This is a genomic window from Pseudomonas sp. C9D1, assembly GCF_056491235.1.
Genome location: NZ_JBSZIE010000002.1, coordinates 3,706,175 through 3,724,500, shown reverse-complemented (window position 1 = coordinate 3,724,500; position 18,326 = coordinate 3,706,175). Strand labels below are relative to the sequence as shown.

Here is an 18,326-nt window from a genome sequence, read left to right as displayed (position 1 = left end):
AAACGAGACACCAAGACCATGCCCTCGACCCGTCGCGCCGAAACACCTTCCCTGATCGCAGCCATCGACCTGGGCTCCAACAGCTTCCACATGGTCCTGGCCAAGGCCGATCACGGGGAGATCCGCATCCTCGAGCGCCTCGGCGACAAGGTGCAGCTCGCCGCCGGCCTGGATGACGAGCGCATGCTCAGCGAGGAGGCCATGCAACGCGGCCTCGACTGCCTGCGTCGCTTCGCCCAGATGACCAACAGCCTGCCCGAAGGCGCCGTGCGCGTCGTCGGCACCAACGCCCTGCGCGAGGCCCGCAACCGCGCCGACTTCATCCGCCGCGCCGAGGCCATTCTCGGCCACCCGGTGGAAGTGATCTCCGGCCGTGAGGAAGCGCGCCTCATCTACCTGGGCGTGTCCCACAGCATCGCCGACACCCCCGGCAAGCGCCTGGTGGCCGATATCGGCGGCGGCAGTACCGAATTCATCATCGGCCAGCGCTTCGAATCCCAGCTGCGCGAAAGCCTGCAGATGGGCTGCGTCAGCTACACCCAGCGCTACTTCCGCGACGGCAAGATCACCCCCGCCCGCTATGCCCAGGCCTATACCGCAGCGCGTCTGGAACTGATGGGCATCGAATACAGCCTGCGCCGCCTCGGCTGGCAGCAGGCGGTGGGCGCCTCGGGCACCATCCGCGCCGTCGGCCTGGCGATCCAGGCGGCGGGCATGGGCAGCGGCGAGGTCAACCCGGAAGGCCTGGCCTGGCTCAAGCGCAAGCTGTTCAAGCTGGGCGAGGTGGAGAAACTCGACCTCGACGGCATCAAGCCCGACCGCCGTGCCATCTTCCCGGCCGGGCTGGCGATTCTCGAGGCGATCTTCGACGCCCTCGAACTCAAGCACATGACCCACTCCGAAGGCGCCCTGCGCGAAGGCGTGCTCTACGACCTGCTGGGCCGCCACCACCACGAGGACGTGCGCGAGCGCACCCTCAGCGCGCTGATGGAGCGCTGCCACGCCGACACCGAGCAGGCCGCCCGGGTCGAAGCCAAGGCCCTGGAGGCCCTGGAGCAGGTGGCGGACGACTGGCAGCTGGATGACGAGTGGCACCGCGACCTGCTGGTCTGGGGCGCCCGCGTCCACGAGATCGGCATGGACATCGCCCACTACCAGTACCACAAGCACGGAGCCTACCTGATCGAGCATTCCGACCTGCCGGGCTTCTCCCGCCAGGACCAGCAGATGCTGGCGCTGCTGGTTCGCGGCCACCGCCGCAACATCCCCAAGGACAAGTTCGCCGAGTTCGGCGACGAAGGCGTCAAGCTGATCCGCCTTTGCGTGCTGCTGCGCTTCGCCATTCTCTTCCACCACATCCGCACCAGCCACGAGACCCCGGCGGTGCAGCTGAAGGTCGGCCCGCAGAGCCTCGCCGTGCAGTTCCCCGACGACTGGCTGGCGGCCAACCCGCTGACCCAGGCCGACTTCGAGCAGGAAGCCGAATGGCTCAAGCGCATCGACTTCAGCCTGCAGGTGAGCTGAAGCGGAACGCTGCGAGCGGACATGAAAACGGGGCCCCAAGGGCCCCGTTTTTCATTGCAGCGGTTTCGTCGGCAGCGCGCCGACCCGCGACCGATCAGCGAGCGCTGACCGGCGGGTTGAGCAGCTTGTCCAGCAGGATGGCCTGGGCGTTGCGCGGGTTCTGGTTGCCGCTGGGGCTGTTGCGCAGGTATCGGCCGTCGGCCTGCAACGCCCAGCTGTGGGTGTTGTCGGCGAGGTAGGTTTCCAGCTCCTTCTTGACCCGGGTGATGAGCTTCTTGCCCTCCACCGGGAAGCAGGTCTCCACGCGCATGTCGAGGTTGCGCTCCATCCAGTCGGCGCTGGAGAGGTAGAGCAGCTCGTCGCCCTCGTTGAGGAAGTAGTAGATGCGGCTGTGCTCGAGGAAGCGGCCGATGATCGAGCGCACCTGGATATTGTGCGAAACACCGGGGATGCCCGGGCGCAGGCAGCACATGCCGCGCACCACCAGGTCGATCTTCACGCCGCTCTGGCTGGCCTTGTACAGCGCGCGGATGATCTTCGGGTCGGTCAGCGAGTTGACCTTGGCCATGATGTGCGCCGGCTTGCCTTCGACGGCGTGCTGGGCCTCCTTGGCGATCATGTCCAGCAGCGACTTCTTCAGGGTGAAGGGCGCGTGCAGCAGCTTCTTCATGCGCAGGGTCTTGCCCATGCCGATGAGCTGGTTGAACAGCTTGTGCAGGTCCTCGCAGAGCGCGTCATCGGCGGTGAGCATGCTGTAGTCGGTGTACAGGCGCGCGTTGCCGGCGTGGTAGTTGCCGGTGCCCAGGTGGGCGTAGCGGCGCAGCTCGCCGTCCTCGCGCCGCAGGATGAGCATCATCTTGGCGTGGGTCTTGAAGCCGACCACGCCGTAGATCACCACGGCACCGGCAGCCTGCAGGCGGCTGGCCAGCTGCAGGTTGGATTCCTCGTCGAAGCGCGCGCGCAGCTCGATCACCGCGGTGACCTCCTTGCCGTTGCGCGCCGCTTCCACCAGGGCGTCGACGATCTCGGAGTTGGCACCGGCGCGGTACAGGGTCTGCTTGATGGCCAGGACGTTGGGGTCCTTGGCGGCCTGGCGCAGGAAGTCCACCACCGGGGTGAAGGACTCGAAGGGGTGCAGCAGCAGGATGTCCTGCTTGCCCACCACGCTGAACAGGTTCTCGGCCTTCTGCAGCAGCTTGGGGATCACCGGGGTGAAGGTGGGGTGCTGCAGCTCGGGGTGGCTGTCGAGGCCGGTGATGCTGAACAGGCGGGTCAGGTTGACCGGGCCGTTGACCTGGTACAGCTCGCTCTCCGCCAGGCCGAACTGCTTGAGCAGGTAGTCGGACAGGTGTTTCGGGCAGGTGTCGGCCACCTCCAGGCGTACCGCATCGCCGTAGCGGCGGGAGAACAGCTCGCCACGCAGGGCGCGGGCCAGGTCTTCGACGTCCTCGGTGTCCACCGAGAGGTCGGCGTTACGGGTCAGGCGGAACTGGTAGCAGCCCTTGACCTTCATGCCGGGGAACAGGTCGTCGGCATGGGCGTGGATCATCGACGACAGGAACACGAAGTTGTCGCCGGGGCCGCTGATCTCTTCCGGCACGCGGATCACCCGCGGCAGCAGGCGCGGCGCCGGGATGATCGCCAGGCCGGAGTCGCGGCCGAAGGCATCGACGCCCTCCAGCTCGACGATGAAGTTGAGGCTCTTGTTCACCAACAGCGGGAAGGGGTGCGTCGGGTCGAGGCCGATGGGGCTGATGATCGGCGCGATCTCGTCGCGGAAGTAACGGCGCACCCAGGTCTTCAGCTTCGGCGTCCAGTAGCGACGGCGGATGAAGTTGACCTGGTGCTTGGCCAGCTCCGGCAGCAGCACGTCGTTGAGGATGCTGTACTGCCGCGCCACCTGCTCGTGCACCAGCTCGCTGATGCGCGCCAGGGCCTGGTGCGGCAGCAGGCCGTCGGCACCGGCCTGTTCGCGGGCGAAGGTGATCTGCTTCTTCAGCCCGGCGGCACGGATCTCGAAGAACTCGTCCAGGTTGCTGGAGAAGATCAGCAGGAACTTCAGGCGCTCGAGGAGCGGGTAGGACTCGTCGAGCGCCTGCTCCAGGACACGGATGTTGAACTGCAGCTGCGACAGCTCCCGGTGGATGTACAGGCTGCTGTCATCCAGGCCCGGAATCACCGGCGCCGGCACGGGGGCGGGCGGCGGCGTTTCGACGGGGGCCGGAGCGGGGGCCTCGGCGACCGGTTGCTCCGGTACGGGCTCTTGTTCGGGGTTCGACGCTTGGTTCAGACCATCGGTGTTCATCTGGTTTCCTGCTGGGGAGTCAGGCTCCCGCTTTGAGCATTTCTGCGGCACGCACGGCGAAGTAGGTAAGGATGCCATCAGCGCCCGCACGTTTGAATGCGGTCAGTGATTCGAGTATGACCGCCTCGCTCAGCCAGCCGTTCTGGATGGCCGCCATGTGCATGGCGTACTCACCGCTGACCTGGTAGGCGAAGGTCGGCACGCGGAAGGCTTCCTTCACGCGCCAGACGATGTCCAGGTAGGGCATGCCCGGCTTGACCATGACCATGTCGGCGCCTTCGGCGAGGTCGCTGGCCACTTCGTGCAGGGCCTCGTCGCCGTTGGCCGGGTCCATCTGGTAGCTGGCCTTGTTGGCCTTGCCGAGGTTGGCGGCGGAGCCCACCGCATCGCGGAAGGGGCCGTAGTAGGCGCTGGCGTACTTGGCCGAGTAGGCCATGATCCGCACGTTGGGAAAGTCGGCCAGTTCCAGGGCCTCGCGGATCGCCTGGATGCGGCCGTCCATCATGTCCGAGGGCGCCACGACCTGGGCACCGGCGGCGGCGTGGGACAGCGCCTGCTTGACCAGGGCGTCCACGGTGATGTCGTTCTGCACATAGCCGTCGGCGTCGAGGATGCCGTCCTGGCCATGGGTGGTGAAGGGGTCCAGGGCCACGTCGCTGATCACCCCCAGCTCCGGGAAGCGCTCGCGCAGGGCGCGGATGGCGCGCTGGGCGATGCCTTCGGGGTTCCAGGCCTCGGCGCCGTCGAGGGATTTGTTCTCCAGCGGGGTCACCGGGAACAGCGCCAGCGCGGGGATGCCCAGCGCCACCCAGCCAGCCGCCGCTTCCAGCAGCAGGTCGATGGACAGGCGCTCGACGCCCGGCATCGACGGCACCGCCTCGCGGCGGTTCTCGCCGTCCAGCACGAACACCGGCAGGATCAGGTCGTCGACGGTCAGGGTGTTTTCACGCACCAGGCGGCGGGAGAAATCATCACGGCGGTTACGGCGCAGGCGGGTGGCGGGGAACAGGCGATTGGCGGGGGTAAAGCTCACGACAGACTCCAGGGTCCAAAGGAGGACACAGTGCGACATTTATAAGCGGCAATTATGACCGAATGGTAACAATGCGTGACAGCGACGCTCTGTCGCGTTAAAGGAAATTTCCGAGGCCCCACTAGGGCTGGCCGTGAACCAGTCGACCCTCGACTGGCGGTTCGCCACCCTTTAGAGCTTTTCCCGCGCGTTCAACCCGGTTAGGCTTCGCGTTCATTTTTGCCGCGCTGCCAAACTGATGCTGCAACAATTTCTCCAGGACTTCGGCTATTTCGCCCTCTTCCTCGGCACCTTCTTCGAGGGCGAGACCATCCTGGTCCTGGCCGGCTTTCTCGCGTTCCGCGGCTACATGGATATCAATCTGGTGGTGATGACGGCGTTCTTCGGCAGCTATGCCGGCGACCAGCTGTGGTACTACCTCGGCCGCCAGAAGGGCCGCCAGATCCTGGCCAAGCGCCCGCGCTGGCAGGCCATGGGCGACAAGGCCCTGGAGCACATCCGCCGCCATCCCGACATCTGGGTGCTGAGCTTCCGCTTCGTCTACGGCCTGCGCACCGTGATGCCGGTGGCCATCGGCCTGTCGGGCTACCCGCCGCTGCGCTACCTGATCCTCAACGGCATCGGCGCCATCGTCTGGGCCCTGGCCCTGGGCTTCGCCGCCTTCCACTTCGGCGCCGTGCTCGAAGGCATGCTGGGCAACCTCAAGCGCTACGAGCTGATGGTGCTTGGCGCGCTGGTGGTGATCGGCGGCCTGCTCTGGCTGCGTCGCCGCCTGCGCAACAGCCGCGAAGCCAAGGCGAACGCCGAGCAACCGCCGCAGCCTTAACCCGGGCCTCAGCCCGGGAACACCCCCGCTTCAGACCGCCAGCGCTGCCTGCCGCCGCCCCAGGGCGACCAGCGCCAGCACGCTGACCAGACCATGCACACCCAGCACCAGCCAGGCCAACGGGCTGGCCGGCAGCATGCCGAGGGTGTCTGCCAGCCAGAGCACCGGCAGGTTCAGCGCCAGCCGTGCCAGCTCCAGGCGCAGTGCCCAGGGGCGGTTCTCCAGCCAGGCACCGATGACGAACAGGCCGAACGCCACCCAGCCCCAGCCCAGCAGCACGGCGCCCAGTGACATGCCTTCGCCGGCGCCCAGCAGGTAGCTGCCGCCCACTACATAACCGACGAACTGCAATGCCGCATATAGGGTGCGACCGCCCGACAACGGCACCTCGAACTTGGTGAAACGGCTCAGGTCCGGCTTCGCCTGGGGGTATTTGCGCGCCACATCCTCGGGGCGCCAGCCGGTGCGCATGAACCAGATGCGCAGGCGATCCCACCAGGACTCGGCGCGCACCGCGTCCTGCCACAGCACCGAGTAGAACTGCAGGTTGGCCCAGAGCGGGTTCCAGCTGGCCAGTGGCGTGGTCACGCCGAACACCACCGGCTCCTCGTCCAGCTCCTCCTGGAAGGTGCCGAACAGACGGTCCCAGAGGATGAACACGCCGCCGTAGTTGCGATCCATGTACACCGCGTTCTGCGCATGGTGCACACGGTGGTTCGACGGGCTGATGAAGAACCACTCGAACCAGCCGAGCTTGGGCACGTGGCGGGTGTGCACCCAGAACTGATAGAGCAGGTTCAGCGCGGCGACGGTCAGGAACACCAGCGGCGGTACGCCGGCCACCGCCATCGGCAGGTAGAAGATCCAGCCGAAGAGGAAGCCGGTGCTGGTCTGGCGCAGGGCGGTGGAGAGGTTGTACTCCTCGCTCTGGTGGTGCACCGAATGGGCGGCCCAGAGCACGTTGCGCTCATGGCCCAGGCGGTGGTTCCAGTAGTAGCAGAAGTCGTAGAAGACGAAGGCGAACAGCCAGACCCAGAGGCTGTCCGCGCGAAGCTCGAACAGCGCCAGGTGCTGCCAGGCATAGGTGTAGGTGAGCAACCCGACCGCCTTGGTCAGCAGCCCACTGGTGGTGGACAGCACGCCGGCGCTGAGGCTGTTGATGGCATCGGCGGTGCGGTAGGTACGCACCCCGCGCCAGCGATCGGCCAACAGCTCGATGCCGATCAGCAGGAAGAAGAAAGGGACCGCGTAGAGGACGTAATTCATGATGTCAGCCGTATCGTTATGCCGATCAAGGGACTAGGATTGCCAGGCTCGATGCTACGCCCGTGCCTCCCCGGAGCCCCTGGCGCCGCATGCCAGCCCAACCGGCATATGACGACACATGCGCATAACCACAAGACGCACGCTCTCCATCCTGTTGATCCTGATCGCCGCAGCCGCCCTCCTGGGACTCTATCCCTATCGTGCCGCGCTGTTGCCGGCCGCCGACGACCTGGCGGCGGCGAAAACCCGACTGGCGCCCCACGTCAGCCTGTTCACCCCCGAGGGTGAAGGCCCATTCCCCACCGTGCTGGTGTTCCACGGTTGCAGCGGGCAGAGCCCCGGCTTCGTGCGTAACGTCAGCGACTGGCTGCTGCCCCAGGGCTTTGCCCTGCTGTTCGTCGACAGCCTGGCCGCCCGGGGCATCGACGACTGGCACCCGGTGTGCGACGGCAAGCGGCTGTGGGGCAACGAACGCGCCCTGGACGTCTACGCCGCCCTCGACCTGGCCCGCGCCATGCCGCAGCTGGACCACCAGCGCATGGCCCTGCTCGGCTACTCCCACGGCGGCTGGAGCATCCTCGACGCCCTGGCCTACGACGGCGCCGCCGGCCACGGTTTCCCCGGCATCGGCCAGCAGGCGCTGGACGGTGTGCGCGGCGCCATCGCCTTCTACCCTTACTGTGGGTTCCCCGCGCACCTGCGCCAGGGCAAGGGACGTGACCTGCCGGTGCTGATGTTTCTCGGTGGCAAGGACAGAATCACTGACCACCTTCAGTGTCTATCAGCTATGGACGCGCTCGATTTCGAACAACTGCAACTGGTGCAATATGGCGGAGCCGACCATGTTTTCGATCAGCGCAGCGACCTGAATACCTACCAACCCAGGCTGGCCAAGGATGCCCACCAGCATGCCCAGGCATTCCTCCAGGAGACCCTGAAGGCGGCCCAGTGAAGCGGAGAACGCTATGAACAAAAAAGTTGCTGTGATCCTTTCCGGCTGTGGCGTGTACGACGGCGCGGAGATCCACGAAAGCGTGATCACCCTGCTGCGCCTGGACCAACGGGGTGCACAGGCACAGTGCTTCGCGCCCAACATCGCCCAGCACCACGTGATCAACCACCTCACCGGCGAAGAGATGCCGGAGAGCCGCAACGTGCTCACCGAATCCGCGCGCATCGCCCGGGGCGCGGTCAAGGACGTGCGTGAGCTGAAGGCCGAGGACTTCGATGCGCTGATCATCCCCGGCGGTTTCGGTGCGGCGAAGAACCTCTCCGACTTCGCCATCAACGGCGCCGACTGCAGCGTGCAGCCCGACGTGCTGGCCGCCGCCCAGGGCTTCGCCGCCGCCGGCAAGCCGGTGGGGCTGATCTGCATCGCCCCGGCCATGGCCGCGAAGATCTACGGCGAGGGCGTGGTCTGCACCATCGGCGACGACGCCGACACCGCCAGCGCGCTGCAGAAGATGGGCGCCGAACACGTCGAGTGCGTGGTCAGCGAGATAGTCGAGGACAAGCCGCGCAAGCTGGTCACCACCCCCGCCTACATGCTCGCCCAGTCCATCAGCGAAGCCGCCTCGGGCATCTACAAGCTGGTCGACCGCGTGCTGGAACTGACCCACGCCGACCATTGACGGTGCAGGCGGGCGGCCCCGGTCGCCCGCCTCTGCAAGCCGCTCCCGCCAATCCGCGTGCCATTTGGGCCGCGCCCCTGTTCAAGCGCCCCGCGCTGCGTCAGCGTCGCCTTTTCGACCGAGATGCAGGTGCAGCATGAGCGATAACGAATTCGTCCTGACCCCGGAACTGCAACAGGCGGTCCGACGCTTCTTCGAACGCATCCCCTTCAACCAGGTGCTCGGCATCCAGCTGGGCGAGCTGTCGCCGCAGCAGGTGACCATGCACCTGCCGATGAAGGACGAACTGATCGGCAACTTCGTCCACGGCATCCTTCACGGTGGGGTGATCTCCTCGCTGCTGGACGTCACCGGCGGCGCCATGGCGCTGATCGGCGCCTTCGAACGGCACCAGGGCCTGTCCACGGGTGAGCGCATGGAGCGCCTGTCCAAGCTGGGCACCATCGACCTGCGTATCGATTACCTGCGTCCGGGGCGGGGCCGCTCCTTCACCGCCACGGCGGTGTTGCTGCGCTCGGGCAACAAGGTCGCGGTGGTGCGTTCGGAACTGCACGCCGACGACGGCACCCTGGTGGCGGTCGGCACCGGCACCTACCTCTGCGGCTGAGGGATTCCGGCCTCAGCCCCGGCTGAGGCGAGTGAGCAACCGATCCAGCGAATTGGAGAAGGCCTGGCGGTCCTTCTCGCTGTAGGCCGCCTGGCCGCCGCCCATCTGCCCCTGGTCGCGCAGGTCGGTGAACAGGTTGCGCACCGCCAGCCGCTCACCCATGTTGCGCTCGTCGAACTCCCGGCCACGGGGGTCGAGCGCCGCCACCCCCTTCTTCACCAGGCGATCGGCCAGCGGCACATCGCTGCAGATCACCAGGTCACCGGGCTCGGCCTGCTCCACCAGGTGATCGTCCGCCGCATCCGGCCCGCTCGGCACCACCACCAGGCGCACGCAGGCGAAGGCCGGTTTCACCTGGCTCTGCCCGGCCACCAGCACCACCTCGAACTTGCGCTTGAGGGCGAACTTGATGACCTGGTCCTTGGCGGCACGGGGGCAGGCGTCGGCGTCGATCCACACACGCATGGGCTTGGGCTCCGGAAAAGTGGCGGGCGCGCAGTATGCCAGCCGCCACCCTGGCCCGCTCGCTGCGCCACCATGCCGCAGCCTGGGCAAAGTCAAAATGATCTCATTGCGCCAGCTATTTTCGCCGAAATCCCCCTATAATCGCCCGCCCTTCCCGCACCTTCGGGTCCCGAGGGAGGCCCCACGGGGGATTGGCAGGACGCCGCTACATGCCAGTGCACGCCTGGATCAGCCGGAAACGGTTGGCAGTATCAAGGACTCGACGAGGAACACATGGCATCCCGCGCCGTTACCGCCCTGGCGGTCTGCTTCGCCCTGCAGCTTGCCGGCTGCTCGGCCTTCCGCAGCTACGAACACGAACTCACCGAGACCAGCCAGCACCTCGCCCGCGGCGAAATCGATGCCGCACTGGGCGTGCTGGAAGCCAACAACGACAGCGCCGACAAGGACCTTCTCTACTGGTTCGAGAAGGGCGAACTGCTGCGCTCGAAGGGTGACCTGGCGGCCAGCCAGAAGGCCTGGCGCCAGGCCGACGGCATCATCTTCCAGTGGGAAGAGGCGATGAAGGGCGACCCCGGCCGCTACCTGGCCGAAGCCGGCGCCTACCTGGCCAACGACCGGGTCCGCCGCTACCAGGGCTACGACTACGAGAAGGTGATGCTCACCACTCAGATGGCCCTCAACGACCTGGCGCTGAACGACTTCGACGCCGCGCGCACCGAGATCCGCAAGACCCACGAACGCGAAGCGCTGATCGCCGAACTGCGCGACCAGCAGTACCTCGACAGCGAAGAGGAAGCCGAGCGCCAAGGCATCAGCACCCGCTTCGAAGACCTGCGCGGCTACCCGGTGGCCTCCCTCGACGCCCCCGAGGTGGTCAACCTGAAGAACAGCTACCAGAGCGCCTTCAGCCACTACCTCGCCGGCTTCGTCTACGAGGCCCTGGGCGAGAAGGGCCTGGCCGCTCCCGGCTACCGCCAGGCCGCCGAACTGCGCCCCGGCACCCCGCTGCTGGAACAGGCCCTGCTGGACCTGGACGCCACGCCCGCCGCAGACGCCGGCAGCGACGTGCTGCTGGTGCTGCAGAGCGGCCTGGCGCCGGCCCGCGACTCGCTGCGCATCCCGCTGCCGGTGCCCCTGGACTCCGGGATGATCATCAGCACCCTGTCCTTCCCGCTGCTGCGCGACGACACCAGCACCCTGACACCGGGCTTCATCGAGGTGGATGGCGCGCCCGCCGCCCTCACCGAACTCAGCAGCCTGCGTGCCATGTCGCACCGCGCCCTGCGCGACGACATGCCCGGCATCATCCTCCGCACCACCATCCGCGCGGTGACCCGGGGCGCCCTGCAGAAGCAGCTCAACGACAACGGCAACCCCCTGGCCAGCCTGGCCGTGGGCATCATGTCGGTGGCCAGCGAAGGGGCCGACGAACGCACCTGGCGCACCCTGCCCGGCAGCATCAGCGTCGCGCGGGTGCGCCTGGCCATGGGCGAACACCGCCTGGCCCTGCCCACCGCCTATGGCGTGCGCGAATTCACCCTGAAGATCGATCGGCCCCACCAGGTGGTCCCGCTGCGGATGGTGGCCGGCCAGGTCTACGCCCAGGGCGCCGTCACCCCGACCCTACCTGGCCCACGTACCCTGGCCAGCAACCAGACTCCCTGAGGAACACACATGCGCAAGCTGCTCGTCGCCGGGCTCGCCCTGGCCCTGCTCGCCGGCTGCTCCAGCCGCGAAACCGCCTCCAGCAAGGTGGCGCCCATGGGCGATGTGGAAGACATCGAAGTGGACACCATGCGGGTCGCCCGCGAGAACGGCTTCCTCACCGTCAAGGTGAAGCTGACCAACACCTCCAGCCATAACCGCACCCTCTACTACCGCTTCGCCTGGCTGGACAGCGACGGTTTCCCCGTCGCCGACGAGGAGAGCTGGAAGGCCCTGCCCATCTACGGCACCCAGACCACCTACCTGCCGGCCATCGCGCCGGTGCCCAAGGCGACCGACTTCCGCCTGGAAATGAACACCCCCGACTGATCACGAGAAAGCGAGTATTCCCATGCGCCTTGTCCGCACCACTTGCATCGCCGCCCTGGCCCTGGCCGCCGCCGGCTGCTCCAACAACCCGTCGCCGGTGCTCGGTGGCGGCAACATCAGCTACGGCGACAGCAAGGCCGTCGAACTGATCACCAACGAGTTCGGCTCCACCGACCTGCAGATGATCGCCGAATCCATGACCCGCTCCCTGGCCCAGTCCGGCGTGCTCCAGGGTCGCCCGGTGGTCCAGGTCTACGACGTGAAGAACAAGACCAGCGAGTACATCGATACCCGCGAGATCACCACCTCGATCAAGACCCAGCTGATGAAGACCGGCACCGCCCGCTTCGCCAGCGACAACACCGACATGCAGAGCCAGGTCGACCAGCTGAAGCTGCAGAACCAGAGCGGGCTGTACAAGAACTCCACCGTGGCCAAGACCGGCAACATGATCGCCGCCAAGTACCGCCTGGAGGGCTCCATCAGCTCAATCGTCAAGCGCAGCAGTGACTACAAGGACGTCTTCTACAAATTCAGCCTGCAACTGGTCGACGTCGAAAGCGGCCTGGCCGAGTGGATGGACGAGAAAGAAATCCGCAAGACCACGGAGCGTTGATATGCGCGCATTGATCGGCCTGTTCGTCGCCAGCCTGGCATTCGCCAGCCAGGCGGCCCCCAAGGTGGCGGTGACCGACCTCGCCTACGAGGAACGCGTCCGCGAGTACATCCACACGGTGAACGCCCAGAGCGCCTCGCAGGTGAGCGGCTTCTCCGGCAGCGCCTCCAGCAGCTACTCGGAAGAAGAAGGTACCTACAGCTACATCGAACGCGGCGAGCTGCGCAAATTCACCGGCGACATCAAGGGCGAGATCCTCAAGTCCGGCACCTTCCAGTTGATCCAGGGCCGCCCCTTCGCCAGCGACAACGAAGGCCTGCACGACGTGATCGGGCGCATCGCCCAGGGCCAGTTCCAGGGCGCGGACTATGTATTGTTCGGCTCGGTCTCGGACGCCGACTTCCGCCAGGACGTCAACGCCATCGACAACACCGACAGCTACTCCACGGTGCTGGGCCTGACCCTGGTGGCCGACTTCAGCCTCATCGACACCCGCACCCACGAGGTGAAGGCGGCGTTCACCGCCATGGGCGAAGCCCAGGACGTGAAGCTGGTGAAGGGCAACGACAGGCGCGTCACCCCAAACCGCGGGCGCGTGGTGCGCGAGGTGTCGAAGGCCCTCGGCGAAGACGTCGCGCGACAGCTGCAGGAACAGCTCGGCGTCGGCCCGGCAGCGGTCACCGACAACGGCCGCTACGGCGCGCTGCCACCGGATGAGCCGGCGAAGATACTGCATTGAACCAAGCGGCCTGCGGGCCGCTTTTCTTTTGCCGCAACCTGGGCTCAGCGCTGGTAGAACGCCTCGCAGCGCTCGCGCAAGGCGCGGGACAGGCTGTCGTCGTCCAGTTCGATGAGATCGAGTTCGAGGTCGTCGGGCAGCAGTTCGGCGACCAGCGCAGCGAGGCGGCGGCGACCGGCGAGATCGGTGCCGGAAACGCCCAGCAGCAAGCGCGGCTGCGGGCCGAGCGCGGGGTCGCGCAGGGCGGCGAGAAAGGCTTCGTGGATATCGAGCTCGCTGCAGGCGGCGCTCAAGGCCTGCTCCAGCGGAGGGTGACGCAGGGGTGCGATGGCGAGGTCCGGCGAGTCGCCGTAGACCCCGTCCCGGCTGTTGGATGGCGGCATGCCGATGCTCCTTGTGGGAAGACCGGCAGCCTATTGCCCAGGCACCGCGCTGTCGCGGCGCCGGGTCACGTTCAGGCCATCGACTGGGTCACGCCGGGACGCGGCGCACCGTGGCCAGCAGGGCGGCGGCGCCGACGAAGAGCACGGCGAAGCCCCGGTTCATGGAACGCTGCTGGCGCGGCGAGCGCAGCACCCGCAGGACCTTGGCGGCGAGCCCGGTGTAGCCGGCCATGACGATCAGGTCGACGGTGATCATGGTCGCGCCCATCACCAGGTACTGCTGCACCAGCGGCGCGTGCGGGTCGATGAACTGCGGCAGCACGGCGAGCATGAAGACGATCGCCTTGGGGTTGCTGACGTTCACCAGGAAGCCGCGCAGCACCATGGTCAGCGGCCGGCCCAGGGGGCGCTCGGCGGAGTCGGCGGCCAGGTCGCTGGGCAGCGCACGCCATTGGCGCACGGCGAGGTACACGAGGTAGACGACGCCGAACCACTTGATCGCGCTGAAGGCCAGGGCCGAGGTGGCGAGGATGGCACCGACGCCGGCGGCGACGATGGCGATCTGCAGGGCCAGGCCCAGTTGCAGGCCGATGGCGTTCCAGTAGCCGCGCAGGAAGCCGTACTGCAGCCCCGAGGACATGGAGGCGATGGCGCCGGCGCCAGGGGAAAGGCTGATCACCCAGCAGGCGACCAGGAATGCGAGCCAGGTGTGCATGGCCATGGCGTGGTCCTCGGAAATACGGAAGGGGGCCAGCAGACTACCCGCTGCGCCTTGCGCTGCACAGCCCCGGCCGGCGCCTCAGCGCCAGCGGCGTACCGCCTTCTGGAAGAACAGGCTGTTGGGCACCTGCACCAGCGCGCCGTCGGCGTTCTCGCTGAGGTCCTGCAGGGTGGTGTAGAAGAGGTTGATGGCCACCACGCGCCCCTTCACGCCGGGCTTGTCGGCGCTTTCCACCACTTCCACCACATCGCCCATGCGGAACGGCCCGAGGGAGAAGATCAGCACCGCGCAGAACATGTTGGACAACACGCTCCAGATGGCGAAGAACGCTACTGCGGCGACGGCGGTGAAACCGGTCAGCGCTGCCCAGAGCACCTCGGCAGAAACCCCGAGGCGTTCCAGCACCAACATGAAGGCGCTGCCGAGAATCAGCCAGCGCAGCAGGCCGCGCAGGGGCAGCAGCAGCTCCTGGGGCAGCTGTGGATAACGTGCGCCGAGGCGGGTGATGCCACGGGTGAGAACGCGTTGCGCGAGCCAGGCGAGGAACAGCACCAGGAGCACCTGCGCCGCACGGATCAGCGGCTCGCTCCAGGCCGTCAACAGGACCAGGTCTTCCATCAGTCACTGGCCTCCAGCTGGCTCTGCAGGTTTTCCAGAAGCTCGAGGGCCTCCAGCCATTTCTCTTCCAGTTCGGCCTCACGGGTCTTGAGCTTCGCCTGCTCGGCGAGCAGGTCGCGCAGCTCGTCCTTGCGCGAGGCCTCGTAGACACCGGCGTCACCCAGGCGGGTTTCCACGGCAGCGAGCTTCTCGTGCAGGGTGCCCAGTTCCTTCTCCAGCTTCTCGGCTTCGCGCTTGTGCGGCGCCAGTTGCTGGCGCAGCGCCGCAGCGGCCTGGCGCTGGGCACGCTTGTCGGTGCCGGCACCGCTGCCACCGGCCGGGTTGCTCACCGGCGCCTGACGGGCGCGGTAGTCCACCAGCCAGCGGGCGTAGTCGTCGAGATCGCCATCGAAGGGCTGGATGCGCCCGTCCGCCACCAGGAGGAATTCGTCGGTGGTGCTCTTGAGCAAATGACGATCGTGGGAAACCACCAGCACCGCGCCGGCGAAATCCTGCAGGGCCATGGTCAGCGCCAGGCGCATTTCCAGGTCCAGGTGGTTGGTGGGTTCGTCGAGCAACAGCAGGTTGGGCTTCTGCCAGGCGATCAGCGCCAGGGCCAGGCGCGCCTTCTCGCCACCGGAGAAATTCAGCACCGGCTCGTCGCAGCGGTCGCCACGGAAGTCGAAGCCGCCGAGGAAGTCGCGCAGGGTCTGCTCGCGCTCGGTCGGGGCCAGGCGCTGCAGGTGCAGCAGCGGGCTGGCCTTGGGGTCGAGGGAGTCCAGCTGATGCTGGGCGAAGTAGCCGATGGCGAGGTTCTCGCCCCGGGACAGGCGCCCGGCGACAGGCGCCAGCTCACCGGAAAGGGTCTTGATCAGGGTCGACTTGCCCGCGCCGTTGGGACCGAGCAGGCCGATGCGCGCACCGGGAACGAGCTGCAGCTTGACCTGCTGCAGCACCACCTTGTCGCCATAGCCGAGCTGGCCTTCGGCGACATCCAGCAGCGGGCTGGAGATCTTGTCGGCTTCGCGGAAGACGAAGTCGAAGGGCGAATCCACGTGGGCGGGCGCCAGCTCTTCCAGGCGCTCCAGGGCCTTGATCCGGCTCTGGGCCTGGCGGGCCTTGGTGGCCTGGGCCTTGAAGCGGGCGATGTACTTCTCCATGTGCGCACGCTGGGCCTGCTGTTTCTCGTAGGCCTGTTGCTGCTGCGCCAGGCGCTCGGCACGGGTGCGCTCGAAGGCCGAGTAACCGCCCCGGTAAAGGGTCAGCTTCTGTTGCTCGAGGTGGGCGACGTTATCCACCACCGCATCGAGGAAGTCGCGGTCGTGGGAAATCAGCAGCAGGGTGCCCGGGTAGCCCTTGAGCCACTCTTCGAGCCAGAGGATGGCGTCGAGGTCGAGGTGGTTGGTGGGCTCGTCGAGCAGCAGCAGTTCGGACGGGCACATCAGCGCTTGGGCCAGGTTGAGGCGCATGCGCCAGCCGCCGGAGAAGTCGCCGACGCGGCGGTCCATCTGCTCGCTGGTGAAGCCGAGGCCGGCCAGCAGCTTGCGCGCGCGGGCATCGGCCGTGTAGCCGTCGGCGCTGTCCAGTTCGATGTGCAGGCGGGCGATGGCGGTGCCGTCATGGCCCGCCTCGGCCACGGCCAGCTCGGCCTGCACGCGACGCAGGTGCAAGTCGCCATCGAGGACGTAGTCCACCGCCAGGCGGTCGAGAGTGTCCACCTCCTGGCGCATGTGCGCGATGCGCCAGTCGGCCGGCACGAAGCAGTCGCCCGCGTCAGGGCCGAGCTCGCCGCGCAGCAGGGCGAAGAGGCTGGATTTACCGGCACCGTTGGCGCCGATGAGGCCGACCTTCTGGCCGGTGTGCAGGGTCAGTTCGGCGCCTTCGAGCAGGCGCTGAGGACCACGCTGTAGTGTGAGGTTCTGGAGTCGGATCATAATGGCGGCGGAGTTTATCAGCTTCATTCCCCCACCGCCCGGTATGCGCCATGCCCCCCGATCTATGGAGTTTCGCCCTCGACCTCTATGCCCGCCCCGGCGTCGAAAACGCCTGCCTGCGCCTGCAGGAACAGGGTGCCGATGTGTGCCTGTTACTGGCTGCAGCCTGGCTTGGAAGGCGCGGCGTCCACTACGACCCCGTTTGCGCGGAACAGCTGCAAGGCATCGCCGGCCCCTGGCAACGGGATGTGGTGGAACCCTTGCGCAGGCTCAGGCAGGCATGGCGTGAAGCAGCGGGGACGGATACGGGATTGTGCGAGCTGCGCGACGGCGTGAAGCGCTTGGAGCTGGACGCAGAGCGACGCCTGCTGGCGCGCCTGGAAGAGATCGCTGCACCCTGGCCGGAAGCCAATGGGCAGGATTGGAGCTGGCTGGACGTGCTCGCGGGAACGGCGAGGGATGACCGCGACGCGCTGCAATCGCTGCGCGCCGCGGCTATCGAGGCTTAAGCCGACGGCGTGGTCGGTGCGGCCGCGCCATTGGCGGCCGACGGCGCCGGAGCAGCAGGCGCGGCGGCCGGAGCCGGTGCAGCAGGCTTGGCAGCCGGAGCGCTCACCGGAGCGGCGGGCTTGGCAGCGGCCTTGACCGGCGCTTTCGCAGCAGGCTTGGCAGCGGCCTTGGGTGCCGGCTTGGCAGCGGGTTTGGCAGCTGGCTTCGCAGCAGCCGGTTTGGCCGCGACGGGCTTGGCGGCAGGCTTGGCAGCAGCGGGTTTAGCGGCGGCGGCGGGCTTGGCGGCTGCGGGTTTTGCAGCGGCTTTCACCGGAGCCTTGGCCGCGGGTTTGGCAGCGGGCTTGGCGGCCGGTTTAGCAGCCGGCTTGGCGGCAGCGGCAGGCTTGCTGGCAGCAGCTTTGGCCGGCGCTTTCGCGGCAGGCTTGGCAGCCGGTTTGGCAGCAGCCTTCGGAGCGGCCTTGGCAGCAGCCGGTTTAGCGGCGGGCTTGGCGGCGGCTTTGGCTGGAGCCTTTGCAGCAGGTTTGGCGGCGGGCTTGGCAGCCGGTTTGGCGGCAGCGGCGGGCTTGCTGGCAGCAGCCTTGGCCGGTGCTTTCGCAGCAGGCTTGGCAGCGGGTTTGGCGGCAGCTTTCGGAGCGGCCTTGGCAGCCGGCTTGGCGGCAGGCTTGGCAACCGGTTTGGCAGCAGCGGCCTTGGCTTCACGGGTGACCAGCGCCTTGGCGGCCGCTTCCTTCACCTTGCCAACGCCCTGGGCCAGCTTGAGGCTTTCCTGGGCATCACGCTTGAGGTCGGCGATGTAGGCACGGGTTTCGGCCTGACGTGCCTTCAGCGCATCGAGCAAGCCTTCCAGCTCGGCGATGGCTTCCTTGGATTTGTTCTGCGCTTTCGCTTTGCCGGCCTTGGCAGCGTCCTGCAGTTTGGTCCGTGCACCGTGGAGTTTTTCCTGGGCCTTGCCGCGCTGCTTCTCCAGCTTGGTGAGCAGTTTTTCGGCATCGACCAACGCTTGGCTGCAAGCGTTTTCGAGGTGTTCGATCAGGCTGTGGGAAAGTTGCTGCAACAGGTGCAGCGGGGTGCTTACGGGCTTCTTCTTGGCCGACATGGTGCGCCTCCGGGCGGACGTGGTTGCGCCCATACT

19 protein-coding genes are annotated in these 18,326 nt (G+C 67.2%); 10 read left to right on the top strand and 9 right to left on the bottom strand.

Annotated elements, in window-relative coordinates:
- The first annotated feature begins 18 nt into the window (after nt 1-18).
- Nucleotides 19-1,524: an exopolyphosphatase gene (gene ppx, locus ACXI0U_RS25060; RefSeq protein WP_021218197.1), complete on the top strand. Its 1,506-nt coding sequence runs from the start codon at nt 19-21 to the stop codon at nt 1,522-1,524.
- A gap of 94 nt (nt 1,525-1,618) precedes the next feature.
- Here ppx and ppk1 read toward each other — a convergent pair whose 3' ends face one another.
- Nucleotides 1,619-3,829 (bottom strand): polyphosphate kinase 1, encoded by a 2,211-nt coding sequence (gene ppk1 / locus ACXI0U_RS25055; protein WP_479550975.1) that lies wholly within the window; start codon nt 3,827-3,829, stop codon nt 1,619-1,621.
- 19 nt (nt 3,830-3,848) lie between these two features.
- Nucleotides 3,849-4,862, bottom strand: a complete 1,014-nt coding sequence (gene hemB, locus ACXI0U_RS25050; RefSeq protein WP_263400375.1) for a porphobilinogen synthase — start codon at nt 4,860-4,862, stop codon at nt 3,849-3,851.
- Nucleotides 4,863-5,097: 235 nt separating this feature from the next.
- Between hemB and ACXI0U_RS25045 the strand changes: the two genes are divergently transcribed.
- On the top strand, nt 5,098-5,688 hold the full coding sequence (locus ACXI0U_RS25045) for a DedA family protein (protein ID WP_162164732.1): 591 nt from the start codon (nt 5,098-5,100) through the stop codon (nt 5,686-5,688).
- 30 nt (nt 5,689-5,718) lie between these two features.
- Here ACXI0U_RS25045 and ACXI0U_RS25040 read toward each other — a convergent pair whose 3' ends face one another.
- The gene (locus tag ACXI0U_RS25040; RefSeq protein WP_479550974.1) at nt 5,719-6,954 is read right to left on the bottom strand and encodes a sterol desaturase family protein; all 1,236 of its coding nucleotides are present in this window, start codon (nt 6,952-6,954) and stop codon (nt 5,719-5,721) included.
- Nucleotides 6,955-7,072: 118 nt separating this feature from the next.
- Here ACXI0U_RS25040 and ACXI0U_RS25035 point away from each other — a divergent pair, with 118 nt between their 5' ends.
- From ACXI0U_RS25035 to ACXI0U_RS25025, 3 genes are all read left to right on the top strand, one after another.
- Nucleotides 7,073-7,906 (top strand): dienelactone hydrolase family protein, encoded by an 834-nt coding sequence (locus ACXI0U_RS25035; protein ID WP_263400373.1) that lies wholly within the window; start codon nt 7,073-7,075, stop codon nt 7,904-7,906.
- Nucleotides 7,907-7,919: 13 nt separating this feature from the next.
- Entirely contained in the window at nt 7,920-8,585 is a 666-nt protein-coding gene (gene elbB, locus ACXI0U_RS25030; protein WP_479550973.1) for an isoprenoid biosynthesis glyoxalase ElbB, read from the top strand.
- Between the two features lie 136 nt (nt 8,586-8,721).
- Entirely contained in the window at nt 8,722-9,192 is a 471-nt protein-coding gene (locus ACXI0U_RS25025) for a thioesterase family protein (protein ID WP_263400371.1), read from the top strand.
- 12 nt (nt 9,193-9,204) lie between these two features.
- Here ACXI0U_RS25025 and ACXI0U_RS25020 read toward each other — a convergent pair whose 3' ends face one another.
- Nucleotides 9,205-9,657 carry a YaiI/YqxD family protein gene (locus ACXI0U_RS25020; protein ID WP_021218189.1) on the bottom strand — a complete coding sequence of 151 codons (453 nt, stop codon included), beginning with the start codon at nt 9,655-9,657 and terminating at the stop codon, nt 9,205-9,207.
- Nucleotides 9,658-9,930: 273 nt separating this feature from the next.
- Between ACXI0U_RS25020 and ACXI0U_RS25015 the strand changes: the two genes are divergently transcribed.
- Genes ACXI0U_RS25015 through ACXI0U_RS25000 form a run of 4 tightly spaced genes read left to right on the top strand, consistent with a single transcriptional unit; the run spans nt 9,931 to nt 13,049 of the window.
- Nucleotides 9,931-11,325, top strand: a complete 1,395-nt coding sequence (locus tag ACXI0U_RS25015) for a COG3014 family protein (protein WP_479550972.1) — start codon at nt 9,931-9,933, stop codon at nt 11,323-11,325.
- 9 nt (nt 11,326-11,334) lie between these two features.
- Nucleotides 11,335-11,694 (top strand): YcfL family putative periplasmic lipoprotein, encoded by a 360-nt coding sequence (locus tag ACXI0U_RS25010; RefSeq protein WP_021218187.1) that lies wholly within the window; start codon nt 11,335-11,337, stop codon nt 11,692-11,694.
- A gap of 22 nt (nt 11,695-11,716) precedes the next feature.
- Complete coding sequence (gene lpoB, locus ACXI0U_RS25005) at nt 11,717-12,310, top strand: penicillin-binding protein activator LpoB (protein WP_021218186.1); 594 nt, start codon at nt 11,717-11,719, stop codon at nt 12,308-12,310.
- A gap of 1 nt (nt 12,311) precedes the next feature.
- On the top strand, nt 12,312-13,049 hold the full coding sequence (locus ACXI0U_RS25000) for a hypothetical protein (protein WP_021218185.1): 738 nt from the start codon (nt 12,312-12,314) through the stop codon (nt 13,047-13,049).
- A 44-nt stretch (nt 13,050-13,093) separates the two neighbouring features.
- On the opposite strand, the gene ACXI0U_RS24995 is transcribed toward ACXI0U_RS25000, so the two are convergent.
- From ACXI0U_RS24995 to ACXI0U_RS24980, 4 genes are all read right to left on the bottom strand, one after another.
- Nucleotides 13,094-13,432 (bottom strand): enhanced serine sensitivity protein SseB C-terminal domain-containing protein, encoded by a 339-nt coding sequence (locus ACXI0U_RS24995; RefSeq protein ID WP_021218184.1) that lies wholly within the window; start codon nt 13,430-13,432, stop codon nt 13,094-13,096.
- 88 nt (nt 13,433-13,520) lie between these two features.
- Nucleotides 13,521-14,153: a homoserine/homoserine lactone efflux protein gene (rhtB, locus tag ACXI0U_RS24990; RefSeq protein ID WP_043244249.1), complete on the bottom strand. Its 633-nt coding sequence runs from the start codon at nt 14,151-14,153 to the stop codon at nt 13,521-13,523.
- A gap of 78 nt (nt 14,154-14,231) precedes the next feature.
- Nucleotides 14,232-14,771, bottom strand: a complete 540-nt coding sequence (locus tag ACXI0U_RS24985) for a mechanosensitive ion channel family protein (protein WP_184488287.1) — start codon at nt 14,769-14,771, stop codon at nt 14,232-14,234.
- Nucleotides 14,771-16,684, bottom strand: coding sequence for an ATP-binding cassette domain-containing protein (locus ACXI0U_RS24980; protein ID WP_431483538.1), 1,914 nt, complete (start codon nt 16,682-16,684; stop codon nt 14,771-14,773). The genes ACXI0U_RS24985 and ACXI0U_RS24980 overlap by 1 nt, the downstream gene beginning before the upstream one ends.
- A gap of 50 nt (nt 16,685-16,734) precedes the next feature.
- Here ACXI0U_RS24980 and ACXI0U_RS24975 point away from each other — a divergent pair, with 50 nt between their 5' ends.
- Nucleotides 16,735-17,193, top strand: coding sequence for a TIGR02444 family protein (locus ACXI0U_RS24975; RefSeq protein ID WP_431483119.1), 459 nt, complete (start codon nt 16,735-16,737; stop codon nt 17,191-17,193).
- Here ACXI0U_RS24975 and ACXI0U_RS24970 read toward each other — a convergent pair.
- Entirely contained in the window at nt 17,190-18,290 is a 1,101-nt protein-coding gene (locus ACXI0U_RS24970) for an AlgP family protein (RefSeq protein ID WP_431483118.1), read from the bottom strand. The genes ACXI0U_RS24975 and ACXI0U_RS24970 overlap by 4 nt on opposite strands.
- Nucleotides 18,291-18,326: the final 36 nt, after the last annotated feature.